Origin of the sequence: Streptomyces sp. NPDC021356 (assembly GCF_040641015.1) — a bacterium.
GTDB lineage: Bacteria > Actinomycetota > Actinomycetes > Streptomycetales > Streptomycetaceae > Streptomyces.
In genome coordinates, this window is record NZ_JBFACU010000012.1 from 138,600 (window position 1) to 154,888 (window position 16,289).

The 16,289-nt window shown below is 74.0% G+C and carries 11 protein-coding genes; 3 read left to right on the top strand and 8 right to left on the bottom strand.

Annotation, left to right across the window (positions count from 1 at the left end):
- Positions 1-6 precede the first annotated feature (6 nt).
- From AB0G56_RS18445 to xylB, 4 genes are all read right to left on the bottom strand, one after another.
- The gene (locus AB0G56_RS18445) at positions 7-2,088 is read right to left on the bottom strand and encodes a SpoIIE family protein phosphatase (protein WP_360970325.1); all 2,082 of its coding nucleotides are present in this window, start codon (positions 2,086-2,088) and stop codon (positions 7-9) included.
- A 323-nt stretch (positions 2,089-2,411) separates the two neighbouring features.
- A complete protein-coding gene (locus AB0G56_RS18450) occupies positions 2,412-3,029 on the bottom strand; it encodes an N-acetylmuramoyl-L-alanine amidase (RefSeq protein ID WP_360970327.1) in 618 nt (205 codons plus the stop codon).
- Positions 3,030-3,385: 356 nt separating this feature from the next.
- Positions 3,386-4,594, bottom strand: coding sequence for an ROK family transcriptional regulator (locus tag AB0G56_RS18455; protein WP_360970329.1), 1,209 nt, complete (start codon positions 4,592-4,594; stop codon positions 3,386-3,388).
- Positions 4,595-4,669: 75 nt separating this feature from the next.
- On the bottom strand, positions 4,670-6,115 hold the full coding sequence (xylB, locus tag AB0G56_RS18460) for a xylulokinase (RefSeq protein ID WP_360970331.1): 1,446 nt from the start codon (positions 6,113-6,115) through the stop codon (positions 4,670-4,672).
- A 181-nt stretch (positions 6,116-6,296) separates the two neighbouring features.
- On the opposite strand from xylB, the gene xylA reads away from it, so the two are divergent.
- Positions 6,297-7,463, top strand: a complete 1,167-nt coding sequence (gene xylA, locus AB0G56_RS18465; protein ID WP_360970333.1) for a xylose isomerase — start codon at positions 6,297-6,299, stop codon at positions 7,461-7,463.
- A gap of 58 nt (positions 7,464-7,521) precedes the next feature.
- On the opposite strand, the gene AB0G56_RS18470 is transcribed toward xylA, so the two are convergent.
- The 3 genes from AB0G56_RS18470 to AB0G56_RS18480 form a co-directional block, all read right to left on the bottom strand.
- A complete protein-coding gene (locus AB0G56_RS18470) occupies positions 7,522-8,892 on the bottom strand; it encodes an esterase-like activity of phytase family protein (protein ID WP_360970335.1) in 1,371 nt (456 codons plus the stop codon).
- A gap of 200 nt (positions 8,893-9,092) precedes the next feature.
- Positions 9,093-10,430 (bottom strand): SWF or SNF family helicase, encoded by a 1,338-nt coding sequence (locus AB0G56_RS18475; protein WP_360970337.1) that lies wholly within the window; start codon positions 10,428-10,430, stop codon positions 9,093-9,095.
- Positions 10,427-13,297, bottom strand: a complete 2,871-nt coding sequence (locus AB0G56_RS18480) for an SNF2-related protein (protein ID WP_360970339.1) — start codon at positions 13,295-13,297, stop codon at positions 10,427-10,429. The genes AB0G56_RS18475 and AB0G56_RS18480 overlap by 4 nt, the downstream gene beginning before the upstream one ends.
- Positions 13,298-13,562: 265 nt before the next feature.
- On the opposite strand from AB0G56_RS18480, the gene AB0G56_RS18485 reads away from it, so the two are divergent.
- Positions 13,563-14,621: an acyl-CoA desaturase gene (locus AB0G56_RS18485; protein ID WP_360970341.1), complete on the top strand. Its 1,059-nt coding sequence runs from the start codon at positions 13,563-13,565 to the stop codon at positions 14,619-14,621.
- A gap of 232 nt (positions 14,622-14,853) precedes the next feature.
- Positions 14,854-15,036: a hypothetical protein gene (locus AB0G56_RS18490; RefSeq protein ID WP_360970343.1), complete on the top strand. Its 183-nt coding sequence runs from the start codon at positions 14,854-14,856 to the stop codon at positions 15,034-15,036.
- Between the two features lie 100 nt (positions 15,037-15,136).
- Here the strand turns inward: AB0G56_RS18490 and AB0G56_RS18495 are convergent, their stop codons facing one another.
- Entirely contained in the window at positions 15,137-16,111 is a 975-nt protein-coding gene (locus AB0G56_RS18495; RefSeq protein WP_360970345.1) for a hypothetical protein, read from the bottom strand.
- Positions 16,112-16,289: the final 178 nt, after the last annotated feature.

Below are 16,289 nucleotides of genomic sequence, written 5' to 3' on the forward strand. Positions count from 1 at the left end.
CGGGTGTCAGTGGCCGTCCGTCAGTGATTGTTCGGCCCACACGGTCTTGCCTGTCGCCGTGTAGCGGATCCCCCAGGCCCGGGCCAGTCGGGCGGCGATGAACAGGCCGCGTCCGCCCTCGTCGGCGGTGCGGGCGTGGCGCAGGTGCGGGGCGGCCTGGCCGGCGTCGCGCACCTCGCAGGTGAGCGTGCGGTCGTGGATCAGGCGGAGTTCGATGGGCGGGCTCCCGTAGCGCAGGGCGTTGGTGACGAACTCGCTGATGATGACCTGTGTGTTGTAGGCGGTCTCGTCGTCCACGCCCCACTCGGTGAGCTGCTTGCGCGCGCGGGCGCGGGCGGTCCCCACCGACGCGCTGTCGCCGTCGAGCCGCCAGCAGGCGAACGCGCCGGGCGGGAAGGCCCGGGTGCGGGCGACGATCACCGCGGCGTCGCCCGCACCCAGGCCGTCCGGGAGGGCGTAGACGACGGCGTCGCACAACTCCTGCAACGGCCGGTCGGCGTAGTCCGGGGCCGCCCGCAGCGGCCTGGAGGAGTCCGCCAGGTAGGCGGTGACCAGGGGGTCGCTGGTGAAGACCAGCACGCTCCCGGCGGGCACGTCGAACTCGGCGGTCGCGAACGGCGCGTCCTGCGCCGCGCCCAGGGGCGGCCCGGTCGGGGTGTCGGGGATGCCGACGGTGTGGTCGGGCCGGATCACCACGGGCGCCAGATCGCCGGCCGCCGCCGTCACGCAGGTACCGGTCAGCGGATCGTGGACGGCGTACACGCAGTTGGCGGTGAGCGCCTCCCGGCGCAGCGGATCGCCCAGCGGCAGATGCGCCCGCTCGAACGCCAGCTCGGACGCCGTGTCGTGCAGGCGGGCCAGCAACTCGTCGGGCGGCAGGTCGAACGCCGACAGCGACCTGAGCGCCGTACGCAGCTGGCCCATGCTGGCCGCCGCGTTCACCCCCCGGCCCGAGACGTTCCCGACCACGAGTGCGGTGCGGGCGCCGGACAGGGCGATGGTGTCGTACCAGGCGCCCGGGTCGGCACCGGTGACCGACAGGTAGGCGGTCTCCAGCGAGGCGTGCGACTCGGGGCGGCGGGGCAGCAATTGGCGCTGGACCGTCGCGGCGACGGTGTGCTCACGGACGAAGCGCCGGGCGTTGTCGATGCACAGGGCCGTGTGGGCGGCGACCTCGACCGCGAGCCGGCGGTCGCCCGCGTCGAACGGCGGCGACTCGCCCGACCGGTACAGACTGACCAGTCCCAGCACCGTGTCACGCAGGGCCAGGGGCACCGCGAGCAGCGTGTGGGCGTCCGAGGAACGCATGGCCTCCGTGCGCGGCGGGTCGGCCGGCATCCACTCGGCCCCCGGACGCAGCGGGACGATGCGGGGGTGCAGGTCGGCCAGGGCCTGCGTGAAGGGCGTGGGCGCCGGCAGCCGCCGCACGTCGCCGACCGGGTGCGCCTGCGGCGGATGCGTGGTGCCGCTGCGGAAGGCGGTGCGCATCAACGGCGTGCCCGGCGGCAGCGGAGCGGGCGGGGGCTCGTCGCCCCGGATCACCGATTCCACCACCTCCACGACCGCGATGTCCGCGAACCCGGGGACCACGGCCGTGACCAGCTCGTCGCCGGTCACCACCGGGTCCAGGGTCCGCCCGACCCGTCGCAGCACCGCGTCGAGGACCCGGGAGCGGGCTCGGACCCGTTCGCGTTCGGTGACGTCGACCGCGGTGACCGCGAGACCGAGCACGTCGCCGCCACGGCCCTCCAGACGCAGGGCGGTCGTCTCGAAGCAGCGCTCCTCGGGCGGCTCCCCTTCGACGCGTGCCCCCACGAGCCGCTGCCACAGGGGCTCGCCGGTCTCCAGCACCTCGCGCAGAGCGGCCTCCATGTCGTTGTCCTCGACCATGCGGTAGACGTCCCGGATCGGCCGCCCGGCCAGGTCGTCCGGGGCCTCCCCCCGCATGAGGGGTGCCGCGGTGTTCAGCCGCACCACCCGCAGCTCGGGGTCCAGGAGATGCAGCCCGACCGGTGAGCTGGTGAAAAGCGCCTCCAGCATGGCGGCCGGGGTCTTCTCCACGGGTCGTCCGGGGTCTCCGTACGCCACTGGGGCCTCCTTCGGCCGCGCCCGTCCGTCCGCTCGCCCCGCGCCCGGGGGGCATGCCCCGGGTGCTGGCTTCCAGCGTGCTCCGCGCGGGGGCCCACCGCACGCGCAGCGCGGGAGCGGACCGCCGGACCCCGGGGCGGCGGGGTGAGGGCCGGTGGACCCGGGGGTGGCCGGGTGCGGGCCGGGCGGGGCCGGTGGACCCGGGGGTGGCGGGTGGCCGGGTGCGGACCGCTGGGCCCGGGGAGGGGGAGCCGGGGGCAGCCGGAAGCGGGTCGGCGGATCCTACGGCGGCCGGGGCTGCGGGGGCGGGTGGGCGGCCGGTGTCAGTCGAAGTTGACCATTCTCAGGTAGCGGACCCAGTCCCAGTGCGGTCCGGGATCGGTGTGGTCGGTGCCCGGTACCTCGTAGTGCCCGATGATGTGCGCACGGTCCTTGGGGATCCCGTACCGGTCGCAGATCGCCGAGGTGAGCCGGGCCGACTGCTCGTACAGCGCGTCGGTGAAGTACGCGGGCTTGTCCACCCACCCTTCGTGCTCGATGCCGATGCTGTGGGTGTTGTAGTCCCAGTTGCCCGCGTGCCACGCGATGTCCGACTCGCGGACGCACTGCGCGACGTGTCCGTCGGCGGAGCGGACGAGGTAGTGCGCGGAGACCTTCTTCGCCGGGTTCTGGAAGATGGCCAGTGTGTTGGCGTAGGTCTCCTGGGTGACGTGGATGATCACTCGGTCGAGGGAGTAGCTGGTGGGCCGGTCGGAGGCCGTGTAGTTGGAGCTGGAGGCCGGCTGCCATTCGGCGGGCGGGTAGTCGGCGGGCCGGGGCACGGACCGGGGCCGGGGGTGCGCGGTGGCGCGGGAGGCGGGGAGTAAGGCGGCGGGGACGGCGGCGAAGGCGGCGCCCTTCAGGATGCGCCGTCGGCTGGGCTGGGATCCGGCCCGGTCCATGGGCGAGGACCTTTCTCGTGTGGGGGCTGCTCGTGCGGGGGCTGCTCGTGGGGGGATCTCGCTCTTCGCGGGGTTCTGCGGGTGCGTGGAGGGATGTCCGTCGGTGGCGGTGAGTCTCGCGCACGGCCGGGCGCTCCGTGCGGAGCCCGGCCCTTGTGTCCGGTTGGTGTCGCACACCTCGGCAACGGTGGTGCGACCGGGTGGGTGCGGGGCGCCGTCGTCCGCCCGTGCACGGCGCCTCGCGTGAATCACGGTACGGCGCCGACGGGTTGGGCAGAAGGGCACGGCAAGGATCCGTGGACGGGCGGCGGATTGTGGACAACTCGACCACTCGGACGAGTGAACTGCGCCAGGTTTCAGACGCGTTCGGCCACGGCCGCGGGGTCGTCGAGAACGGCTCGGACCACCGCGTGCGCGGCGCCCAGCAGCGGCCCCTCGGGGCCGAACCGCGAGACGGACACCGGACAGGCCGGTCCCGCGGTGCGCCGGTCCAGCTCGGCCTCCAGCGCGGGCAGCAGCCAGGGAGCGAGTTCGGCCAGCGCCCCGCCGAGCACGACGGCCTGCGGATCGAGCAGGTTGACCGCGCCGGTCAGCGCGACGCCGAGTGCCCGGCCGGCGTCGCGCAGGGCCCGCCGCACGCCGGCGTCGCCCGCGGCGGCGCGGCCGGCGAGCAGCCCGACCCGCCCCTCGCCCGCTGCCAGCCCGGCGGCCCGCAGCACCGCCTCCTCGCCCGCGTACTGCTCCAGGCAGCCCCGGCCGCCGCACGGGCACGCGGGTCCCTCCGGTTCGACCGGGACGTGCCCCAGCTCGCCGGCGAAGCCACGGGTTCCGCGCAGCAGCCGCCCGTCGACCACCAGCGCGGCGCCGATGCCGATCTCCGCGGACACGTGCAGGAAATCCTGCGGCGTGTTCTCGCCGAGCCAGAGTTCGGCCAGGGCGCCGAAGTTCGCCTCGTTGTCCACGGTCAGGGAGTACACGTCGGGCATCAGGGCGCCGAGGTCGGTGCCGTGCCAGTCCAGGTTGGGGGCGCGGACGACCGTACGGCCGTCCCGTGCGACCAGACCGGGCACGGCGACGGCGAGCCCCGCCGGCCACAGGCCCTGCCGCTCCGCCTCGGCGACCACCTGGGATATCAGCGCGGTGAGATCCTCGGTCACCGGTCGCGGGGCGCGCCCCCGGTTCGTGCCGTGCCGCACGGCCCGGGCCCTGACCTGCCCGCGCAGGTCGACCACGCAGGCCGCGAGGTGGTCGACGCCGACCTCGGCGCCGATCCCGGCCGGGCCGCGCCCGCTGACGGCGAGCGCCGAGCCGGGGCGGCCCACCCGGCCGGGCCGCTCGGGCCCCAGTTCCTCCAGGAGGCCGGAGCGGATGAGTTCGTCGACCAGTGTCGACACCGCCGCACGGGTCAGTCCGATGCGTGAGGCGACCGCGGCCCGCGACAGCGGCCCTTCGGCGCTGACGGTGTGCAGGACCCGGGCGAGATTGCGGCGGCGCATGCCCTGCTGCGTGTCGGACAGCGCGCGTCCCGGACCGGTCGGGCGGCGCTCGTTCAGCGGTGCGGTCATGCCTCCGTCGTCCTCGGTCCGTGTCCGGCGGCGGGGCCTCGGCGGACGATGTCCGGCCAGGTCCCGCCGGTCCTGTCAGTGCTCCCGCGTCCCCCGCTCCAGCAGCGGCGCCGCGTCGGAGAGTACCCCGGAGATCCTCTCCAGCGTCGCCTCGTCCCGCTCCACGGGGTCGAGCACCGGGCCGTCGGCCGTTTTCCAGCGGCGGGCGACCGCGGCCGGGTCCTCGCCGGTCAGCAGTCCCGCCGCCTGGGCCGCGGCACCCAGCGCGACCAGTTCCCCGGCCTCGGGGATCCGCACCGGCCGCCCCGAGAGCCGGCGTACGGTCTGCTGCCACGCCGTGCCGCGGGCGCCCCCGCCGATCAGCACCAGGGGAGTGGTGCGGTCGGCGTCCTGGTCGAGCACCAGGTCCAGTGCGCCGAGCAGGGAGTGGACGGCCCCGTCGTAGGCCGCCTGCAGGAGCTGCCCGGCGGTCGTGTCGTGGCGCAGCCCGTGCAGCAGGCCGGTGGCGTTCGGCAGGTCGGGGGTGCGTTCGCCGTCCAGGTAGGGGAGCAGAGTGACCTCGGTGCCGGGTTCGACGGCCTCCCGGTCGAGGCCGAGCAGCATGGCCATCCGGTCGACGGCGAGCGTGCAGTTGAGGGTGCAGGCCAGCGGCAGCCAGTCCCCGCGCGCGTCGGCGAACCCCGCCACGGTGCCGGTCGGATCGGCCGGACGGTGCTCGGAGACCGCGTACGCCGTGCCCGACGTGCCCAGACTGAGGACCGGGGTGCCAGGGCGCAGCCCGAGGCCGAGCGCGGCGGCGGCGTTGTCGCCGGTACCGGGAGCCACCAGGGTGCCCTTGGAGAAGGGCAGGTCATGGATGTCGCGCACCGTTCCGGCCACCTCTCCCGGCCGTACCACCCGGGGCAGCAGGGCGGGGTCGAGACCGATCCGGGCCAGGATCTCCTCGTCGTACGCCTCGGTGGCGGACGCCCACCAGCCCGTCCCCGAGGCGTCACCGCGGTCGGTGGTGCCCTGGCCGGTCAGCCGCTCGGTCAGGTAGTCGTGCGGCAGGCGCACGGCGGCCACCGATCGTGCCGCCTCGGGCTCGTGCTCGGCGAGCCAGGCCCATTTGGTGACCGTGAACGACGCGCCCGGCACACTGCCCGTACGGTCCGCCCAAGCCTTCGGGCCGCCCAGTTCGGCCACGATACGGCGGGCCTGCGGGGCCGAGCGCACGTCGTTCCACAGCAGCGCCGGCCGCACGGGGTCCCCGTGCGCGTCCAGGGTGACCAGCCCGTGCTGCTGCCCGCCGATCGACACGGCGGCGGCCTCGTGCGCCGCGTCCCCGCACCGGTGCAGCGCCGTGCACAGGGCCTCCCACCACTGGCGTGGATCGCTCTCGCGGCCGGCACCGGCGGAGACCGTGTGCGGTGCCTGACCGCTCGCCACGACCTGACCGGTGGCCGCGTCGACGACGAGCACCTTGGTGGACTGGGTGGACGAGTCCACACCGACGACGAGCGGACCCTCGGCTGCTGACATCGGCTCTCCTCTTTTTTCGCGGCTCGAGCGGCTGTGACCTGCGGAATTTCTGGCGCGGTGGGGCCCGCGTCCCGCGTTCTGGACTGGTGGGCGCCCCGTTGTCCCTTCCCAGGGACGCGTCGGCATACTAATTTGTAAATCGCCATGACGAAATAGTCGCAAGCGAGCAAGGAGCCGCGGCATGAACTACCAGCCCACCCCCGAGGACCGGTTCACGTTCGGGTTGTGGACCGTCGGCTGGCAGGGACGGGACCCCTTCGGCGACGCCACGCGCCCCGCCCTGGACCCGGTCGAGTCGGTGCAGCGCCTGTCCGAGCTGGGCGCGTACGGAGTGACCTTCCACGACGACGACCTGATTCCCTTCGGGTCCTCGGACACCGAGCGCGAGGCCCACGTCAAGCGATTCCGGCAGGCGCTGGAAGCGACCGGCATGACGGTCCCGATGGCCACCACCAACCTCTTCACGCACCCCGTCTTCAAGGACGGCGCCTTCACCGCCAACGACCGCGACGTGCGCCGCTACGCGCTGCGCAAGACGATTCGCAACATCGATCTGGCGGCGGAGCTGGGCGCGAAGACGTACGTGGCCTGGGGCGGCCGGGAGGGCGCCGAGTCCGGCGCGGCCAAGGACGTGCGCGCGGCGCTGGACCGGATGAAGGAGGCCTTCGACCTGCTCGGCGAGTACGTCACCTCCCAGGGCTACGACCTGCGCTTCGCGATCGAGCCCAAGCCCAACGAGCCGCGCGGCGACATCCTGCTGCCCACCGTCGGCCACGCCCTGGCCTTCATCGAGCGCCTGGAACGCCCCGAGCTGTACGGCGTCAACCCCGAGGTGGGCCACGAGCAGATGGCCGGCCTGAACTTCCCGCACGGCATCGCCCAGGCCCTGTGGGCGGGCAAGCTCTTCCACATCGACCTCAACGGCCAGTCCGGCATCAAGTACGACCAGGACCTGCGCTTCGGCGCCGGGGACCTGCGCGCCGCGTTCTGGCTCGTCGACCTGCTGGAGAGCGCCGGTTACGACGGCCCGCGCCACTTCGACTTCAAGCCCCCGCGCACCGAGGACTCCGCCGGCGTGTGGGCCTCCGCGGCCGGCTGCATGCGCAACTACCTCATCCTCAAGGAGCGCGCCGCCGCCTTCCGCGCCGACCCCGAGGTCCAGGAGGCCCTGCGCGCCGCCCGCCTCGACCAGCTCGCCCAGCCCACCGCCGCCGACGGCGTGCAGGCACTCCTCACCGACCGTTCCGCCTACGAGGACTTCGACACCGATGCCGCCGCCGCGCGCGGGATGGCCTTCGAACACCTCGACCAGCTCGCCATGGACCACCTGCTCGGCGCCCGCGGCTGAGCCCAGAACGTGGTGTGGGCGGTACGCGCGGGCGTACCGCCCACACCACGACGGGACATCAGATGCGGTGCGGCAGCCGCACGTAGGTCACGGTCGTCTCGACACCGCTGTCCACCAGCCGGCCCCGCGCGTCGAACGCGTCCGCGCCGTCCGACATCCCGAAGTCGTTGTCGTTGACGAGGGCGAGCGTCCGCTCGTCCACGCGCGCGACACCCTCGACCTTCCCCGGCACCCCCGCGACTCTGCCCAGATCGACGACCAGCCGTTTGCCGAGCACCGGCACGCCGGCCGCCGCCGGGTCGTCGAGCTGCTCCAGCGACGGCGAGGCGGTGTCGTCGTCCCAGCGCCCGCCCAGGATGTCCGCCCGGCGCTCCAGCCGCACCAGGTGCAGCCGCGCCGCCCTGTCGGTGCGCTCCTCCACCAGCAGCCGGTCCCGGCCCACGGCGACCACCGAGGAGATCTTCAACTCTGATGTGTCGTCCTCGCCGGGATCGACCACGTCCACCGGGTCGAAGCGGTACGCGTACTCGGCGGTGACCGCCCGCTGGCGGGGTGAGAAGCGCAGCAGCCGGGTCGTGCGCGAGGCGTCCCCCGCGTCCGCGTCGGGCAGCGACAGCGGGCTCTGCAGAGCCATCACCAGGTCTCCGTCCGGCAGTTGCGCCAGTCCCTCGAAACCGCGGTTGATCTTCCGGTGCAGCAGGACGGAGGGCAGCGCCTCGGCCACCGGGTAGTCCGCGCCGGTGAGTTGCAGCCCCTTGGGCACGTACCGCGTGAGCACCTTCCCGCGCGCGGAGACGTGGACCAGTGAGGGGCCGTACTCGTCGACGAGCCAGAAGGAGCCGTCCGCCGCCCGGACGATGCCCTCCGTGTCGAGTCCGTTCGGGTCGTACGACAGGGGTGTCCGGGCGTCGTAGGTGTACGGCGCCTCGTCCCGCCCCGCCTGGTCGGGCAGACCGGTGACGGGCCTGCCGGAGGACGTCGTCAGGGGGATCGCGTCCAGTACCCGCACCTGGTCGCCCGCCACACGGATCTTCACGATCGCCGGGTCGAAGCCGGGCACCGGGAACGTGCGGCGCTTCTTGCCGGCCACCTTGATCTGCCCGTTGGGCCCGCGGTCGGTGACCGTCCAGAACTCGCCCGTGCGACCCGCCGGAAAGATGTCGCTGCCGATACCACCCAGGTCCACACCCCGGTCGTCGTCCACGGTGCCCGGCAGCAGCCGGTTGCTGAAGGCGCCGAGCGGTATGTCGGGGAGCGTCGCCGTGCGGATGACGCGGGCGTCGCCCGTGCGGGCCTTGCCGGTGCGGCCGTCACCGGCGGGGGCAGCCGCCGCCGCGCCGGCCGCGACGACCGAGACGAGCAGGGCGAGCGGGAGCCCCGCCGCGAGAGAACGGCGGACGCGGCGCCGACCGGGGGCGTGCGAGGACATCGGGCCTCCTGAGAACACAATTGTGCTGACTGCCGTCAGGGTTGGGGCCCATGCGCAACGGCGGCCGACGGGCGGGTGAACGACGGGCGTCCACGGGCTGTCGGCCTCGGGCCGACAGGGGCCCGGTGTCGTGGAGGTGAGCCGGCGCTGCCTCAGCTCTTCGTGTGGTCGGGGTCCGTGGTCCGGGGCCGACGGGCTTCCTAGGTGGCGTCCTCCCTCGTAGCGTCCTCCTCCGTCGCGTCTTCCTCAGTGGTGCCTTGTGCCGTGGCGAGGGCGGTCGCCGGGTCGTGGGCCGCGGCGCCCACCGGCTCCCAGTGGCCGTTCTCCTTGCGGAAAGGCCACCAACGGCCGTCCTGCCCCAACCGGAGCTGGTGGGCCGCGCCGATGACGGTCCAACGGTTGCCCGTGGCCCGCAGCGAGGGGCGGTCCTCCTCATCCCAGGCCGACGCCAGTGCGGCACGCGCGCGTACCTGGGCCTCGCCGTCGGGGGTCCACCCCTCCTCCAGTACGGACAACCCGGCGGCGCCGCCCGCCCGCCAGGCGCGTACGGCCCGCGTGAGCTGTGCCCTGTCACGTCCTGCGCCGATGGCCAGCCGGTCCAGCAGGACGTCGTCCGCACGGCCCGCGGGGGCGGCGCCGCCGTCGCTCTCGAAGAGGCCCGCGGCAAGGCGGACGGCATCCTGCGCGACGGTGAGGCCGTCCTCGTCCGCCGGGTGACTCCAGGGCGCGTCCTCCCGCGCCCCGTCGAGCCACCTGTGGGCCGTGGCGGCGGTGTGCGCGGCCAGGAACTCCAGGGCGGCCGGATCGAGCCCGGGTGCCGGGGCGGTCTCGGTGCCCAGCGACGGCGGCAGGCCCGGCTCGGCGGGCGGAACGGGCACGGGCGGCAAGGGTGGCAGGGCGCGCCCGGCCGCATAGGCCGCCGCCGCGTCCACGCCCTCCGGCGAGTTCGGGGCGTCGCTCCGCGCGGCATCCCGCGCGCGAAGCTCGCCGAACAGGGTCCGCTCGTCACGCCCGCGCATCAGCAGCAGCACGAAGGGATCCTGGTCGAGCAACCGCGCCACGAGATGGCACAGCGCGCTCGTGTGCCCGCAGTGATCCCAGGCGTCGCAGTCGCAGCGCGGCTCCAGATCGCCGATCCCGGGAAGCAGTTCGATGCCGGCGGCCGACGCGTCCTCGACGAGATGGGGCGGCAGGTCGCGGTCCAGCAGGGCCGCGAGATACCCGGACCGTTCCACGGCCAGGTCGAGGAACCGGGCCCACCGGTCGTCGGGCAACTGCTCCAGCAGGACGTCCGCACGGTGTGCCGTACGGTCCTGGTCGTACACGACCGCGGTGATGCGGCCCGGGCGCACCGTCACGGCGCCCACCGCTCCCGATCGGGCGAGCCGCCGTCCCGTCCGTACCTGCTGACCGTCCAGCGCCGTGTCCTCCAGCGCCTTCAGCCAGGCGTGTCCCCACCACGTCTGCGCGAAAGCGCGCCCGCGCGCGGGCGGCAGCGCGGCAAAGGTCCGCTCCGTCTCGGTGCCGTGGTCGTTCATCGGGGTCCTCCTCGCAGCTCCACCAGCGCGGCCAGTTCGGCGTCGGTCAGTTCCGTGAGCGCGGACTCACCCGATCCGAGAACCGCCTCGGCCAGGTCACGCTTGCGGTGCAGCAGGTCGGCGATACGGTCCTCGATCGTCCCCTCCGCGATCAGCCGGTGCACCTGCACGGGCCGTTGCTGACCGATGCGGTACGCCCGGTCGGTGGCCTGGGCCTCGACCGCCGGGTTCCACCAGCGGTCGTAGTGCACGACGTGTTCCGCTTGCGTGAGGTTGAGCCCCGTGCCCGCGGCCTTCAGGGACAGCAGGAACACCGGGACCTCGCCGTCCTGGAAGCGGCGGACCGAGGCCTCGCGCTCCGTGACGGGTGTGCCGCCGTGCAGGAACAGCGACCGCGTGCCGCGCGCCGCCAGGTGCCGTTCGATCAGCCGTCCCATCCGCACGTACTGCGTGAAGACCAGCGCGCTCGCGTCCTCGGAGAGGATGGTGTCGAGCAGTTCGTCCAGCAACTCCAGTTTTCCCGAGCGCCCGGTGATCACCGGGCGGTCCTCCTTGAGGAACTGCGCCGGGTGGTTGCAGATCTGCTTCAGACCGGTCAGCAGCTTCACGACCAGACCGCGCCGCGCCATGCCGTCCGCGCAGGAGATCTCGGCCAGCGTCTCGCGCACCAGGGCCTCGTAGAGCCCGGCCTGTTCCCCGGTGAGCGTGACGGCGTGATCGGTCTCCGTCTTCGGCGGCAGTTCGGGCGCGATGCCCGGGTCCGACTTGCGTCGGCGCAGCAGGAACGGTCCGACGAGCCGGGCGAGGCGCTCGGCGGCGACCGGGTCCCGTCCGCTCTCGACGGCCTGTGCGTAGCGCGAGCGGAAGGTGCCCAGCCTGCCCAGCAGGCCCGGAGTCGCCCAGTCGAGGATCGCCCACAGCTCGGACAGGTTGTTCTCGACGGGCGTGCCGGTGAGTGCCACGCGCGCGCGTGCCCCGACGGTGCGCAACTGCCGGGCCGTGGCCGAGTACGGGTTCTTCACGTGTTGCGCCTCGTCCGCCACGACCATGCCCCAGGCCACCTCGGCCAGGCGCGGTGCGTCCGTGCGCATCGTGCCGTACGTGGTCAGGACGAACTCACCGTCCGCGAGGTCCGCGAGATCGCGCCGCGACCCGTGGAAGCGGCGCACGGGCGTACCGGGTGCGAACCTCTCGATCTCGCGCTGCCAGTTGCCCATCAGGGATGTCGGGCAGACAACCAGGGAAGGACCGCTCGTCACCGGGTCCTGCTGCCGGTGCAGGTGGAGCGCGATCAGTGTGATCGTCTTGCCGAGCCCCATGTCGTCGGCCAGGCAGCAGCCGAGGCCCGACGACGTCATCCGCGCCAGCCAGCCCAGTCCGCGCAGCTGGTAGTCGCGCAGCCGTGCGGCGAGCGCGGCCGGCTGCGCGACGGGCTCCTGCGCGTGCGGGCCCGTGAGGCGCTCCCGCAGGGCCGCCAGCCATCCGGTCGGCCGGACCTCGACACGGAGGCCGTCGACGTCGGCGGAGCCCGTCAGAGCGGCGCCCAGCGCCTCCACGGAGGTGATCTTCCGGTCCTGCCGCGCCCGGGCCCGGCGCACCTCGCCGGGGTCGACCAGCACCCACCGGTCGCGCAGCCGTACGAGCGGCCGGTTCGCCTCCGCCAGGTGGTCCAGTTCCGCGCGCGTGAGCCGCTGACCGCCCAGCGCGAACCACCAGTCGAAGGCGACCGGGGCGTCTGCGGACAGCACGCTCCCGTGTCCCGGCGCGCGGCCCCGGGCGTGGTCCGCGCCGTCGGGCGGCCCGACGGTCGCCCCGGCCGTCAGCCCGCGGGTCGTCTCCGCGGGCCAGTGCACCTCGACCCCGGCCGCGGCGAGCGCCCTCACGCCCTCTCCGAGCAGTTCGGCGATCTCCTCGCCGGTGAGTTCGACGGCGTCCGGCACGGTCGCCGACAGCAGCGGGGACAGCGGCGGCCACGCATGGGCCGCGCGGCGCAGCGTGAGCAGGACGTCCGTCCGGGCCCGGGCACCGAAGGTCCCGGCTGCGGCATCGGATCCAAAACCGTCCCAGACGTCCACGGCGTCGGCGACCCGCGCGGGACCGCTCACGCTGTGCACCTGCAACACCGCACGGAACCGCGGCTCCGGCCCGCCCGACTCTGCGGAGTCCAGTCCCGGCACCTCGACGCGCACCGAGATCCGCACCCCCGCGTCGTGTCCCGCGGCGACCTCGGCGGCCCACGCCCGGTGTTCCGGCACATGCTGCCGTTGCGGTGCCGCGTAGGCGGGACCGCCGGTGACGAGGGACGCGGCCGGTGAGCGGGGCAGCGTGTCGGCCACCGCGTCCAGGAAGGCACGCAGCAGGTGTTCGGGATCGGGCAGCCGCAGCCGCCCGGTGGCGTCGAGCGGTACGGCATGCGCCTCGGGCGGCATCGCGGCGGCCAGTGCGCCGACCTGCTCCGCGTCGACGCCGCGCAGGGGAGCCGCGCGCCACGCGTCGTGATCGCCCGCCGAGAGGCCGGGCAGCAGCAGGCCGCGCGCCGTGAGGTGCAGGCTCAGCATGGCTGCCGCGCCCCAGAAGACCGTGGCGCGGTGCCCTTGTCCGTCGGCCCGCGCGCGCGTGAGGACGGGCAGTGCCGCGCGCAGCGGGAGAGTGACGGCGGGAACGGTCATCCGCGTGACTCCGTCCCCGCCGGGAAGGACGACCGTCAGGTCCGTCACGGGCGAGTGCGCGACGGCCGAAGGGGCGTGGCCGTCGGGCCGCCAGAAGGCGACCCGGCCCGTACGCGCGGGGTCGGCGGGCAGGAACACGGCACAGCAGTGGGCGAGTTGGGTGAGGTCGGGCGGGGTGGCCAGGGAGGTCCTCTGCACGGTGATGCTGGTTCCTCAAATTTGACTACTGAGTGGGTCGCCGAGGGTACAGCACGCCGACGCCCGCTCCGCAACCACGCGGCTGTGACGTGCGACACCGCCGACCGGAGTGTCGCCTGCCCCCGGGGCCGTCCGGGGGTGCGCCCCCCACCCGCGGGGAGGCCACCCCCCTCCCGGTCCGGGTGCTGCCGCCATGGTCGGCACAGTGCTTCGGTTCGTACGTTTCCTCAGGTCAGGACGTTGCCGAGAGACCGGAGACCCCGCCATGCCCCAACCCGCCGCAATCGTCGCGGAAGGTACCGACGAGAGGGCCGTCGGGTCGTCCGCCGGCAGCAGTGAATTCGCGCCCCTGCTGCGCACCGTCAAGGGCCAGGAACTGCTGGAACGACGCCACGCCTGGTACGCGCGCGTCATCACCGGCAACGCCCTCGCCCTGGCCGCGGTCGTCGCCGGACTCTTCCTGATCGGCGACTCCTGGTGGGCGCTGCTCCTGGCGGTGCCCTTCGCCGTGCTCTTCGCCCGCACCGCGTTCATCGGGCACGACGCGGGACACGCGCAGATCACCGGCGACAAGGCGGTCAGCCGGGTCATCGGCCTGGTGCACGGCAACCTGCTGCTCGGGCTGAGCTTCTCCTGGTGGAACGCCAAGCACAACCGGCACCACGCCAACCCCAACCACCGGGACAAGGACCCGGACGTCGCCGCCGATGTGCTGGTCTTCACGGGGGAGCAGGCCGGTGTCCGGCAGGGCTTCCGGCGCTGGCTCACCCGCAACCAGGCCTGGCTGTTCTTCCCGCTCACCCTCCTGGAGGGCATCGCCCTCAAGGTGCACGGCTTCAAGGACCTGCGTCGGCAGTCCCCCCGGGAGCGTGCTCTGGAGGGCGTGCTCCTCGTGGCCCACGTGGTGGCGTACACGGCGTTGCTGCTCGCTGTCCTGTCCCCCGGCAAGGCCCTGGCGTTCGCCGCGCTGCACCAGGCGTTGTTCGGACTCCACCTGGGGCTCGCCTTCGCACCCAACCACAAGGGCATGGAGATGCCGGACCCCGACGGAGACCGCTGGGGCCACCTGCGCCGCCAGGTGCTCACCTCCCGCAACATCCGCGGTGGCGTCCTGACCGACTGGTTCCTCGGCGGACTCAACTACCAGATCGAGCACCACCTGTTTCCCAGCATGCCGCGCCCGCACCTGCGGCTGGCCCAGCCCCTGGTGCGCGCACACTGCCGCGCACTGGGCATCCCCTATGCGGAGACAGGCCTCGTCGACTCCTACCGGCAGGCCCTGCGGCACCTGTACGAGGTGGGGGAGCCGCTCAGGGCGGAGTAGCCGGGGCGGGGCCGCCCGGGCGGAGCGCGTATGAAGGCGGTCCGCGTCTGTACGGACCGCGTCTGGACGGGCCCTGTCCGGGGCTCCGTGTGCGGGCCCACCCGTAGGGGGCGCGGCTCAGGGATGGCTCAGGGACATCTCGGGGGCGTTTTGGGGGTGCGGCCCGGAACCGCCTGAGCCGCGGGGCCGTTTCCACGACAGAGAGCGGCAGTGGCCGCGAAGGAGGCGACAGATGTCGAAGAACGCGAAGATCGCCGTGGGCGGAGTGGCGCTCGGACTGATCCTGTGGATCTGGCTGCCCTGGTGGGCCGCGCTCCTGATAGTCCTGGGCGTCCCGGCGGCCGCCTACCTCGCGCTGGACCCCGCCCAGCGCCGCAGGCTGCGCCGCGTCACCCGCAAGGAGCTCGGCCGCTGAGACACGGCTGCCCGGGAAGCCTCGCCCACCTGAGCGAGCCTGCCCGGGCCGTCTCCCGCCCGGGACGCCTCGGGGCGAGCCGGTCCGGCTGTCCGACTGTTCAGCTGGGACGTACCGCCAGCTCGTCGAGGGCCTGCAGCAGACCGGGCAGCTCGGGGCCCCGGCCGACCGGATGGACCTCACCGGGCTCCTCGTCGAGGAGGACGAAGGCGATGTCGTCGGTCCGGGCCACCATCGACCATCCCGGTCCGTCGGCGCGCAGGGTCCGCGCCTCGCCCGGGGCGAAGGAGGATCGGACACGGCCCAGGGGCGGCGGCGAGTCCACGTACGCACGCGCCTCCGCCAGGACGCGCCGGACGCCCCGGTGGCCCAGGAGGGCCTGTTCCCCGGGGCCGCCCGGCGTGTCGCCGCCCGTGGCGGAACCCTCCGTCCCGCAGGTCCCTTGCTCCCGCTCTTCTTGCTGGCCCCCGCCTGTTGCTCGTCCCGGGACCGCGCGGGCCTCTCTTTGCGGCTCTGTCCCGGCACGCGGGCCGCTCGTGCCGGGTGCGTCGCCGCTCCGCTCGCGCGGGGTGGAGAAGGCGTCGTCGATCTGCTCCCGCCACACCGGCCAGCGCAGCGCGATCTCGTCGGCGCCCAGGCGCCGCTGTGCCGGCCCCCACGCACTGGTGTCCGGCGGTGCCAGCAGGGGGCCGTCCCCGGTGTCCGGAGGGGGATCGTGGGGTGCGGGCACACCTGGCGCCGCCACGGCCACGGCCAGCGGCCAGCCCGGCAGCGCGGCGATGACCGTGCGCTCGTCGGGCGACAGGTCGTACTCCATGCCGCAGTCCCAGGAAGCGATGGCCACGGCCACCAGGGACACGTCATCGACGACGACCGTCCACCGTGCCCCGGTGCCGTCCTGGCCGAGCACCAGTCCGTACCCGTCCGCCGACGGGGCCAGGCCGAGTGCCGCACAGGCCTCGGGATAGTCGTCACCGAGCACGCTCGGGAACTGCGCCGGCGTCAGCAGCACCGCCGTGAGCACGTAGAGCGCGTCATCCGCGGCGGTGACGGCTTCCTCGTCCGTCCCGGCCATCCCAGCCTCCCATCGGTTCGTCCAACGGCGCGCACCCTAGTGCGCGGGAGAGGCGGTTGTCACGACGCGCGTTACGTCCCGGACCTGCAGTTTTCCTCCCCGGAGGGGGCAAACGGCCGCACGGCGCCTGCCCGGACCCCCAGTTGCGCCCGCCGCTTCAACACGCATGGCTCATGGG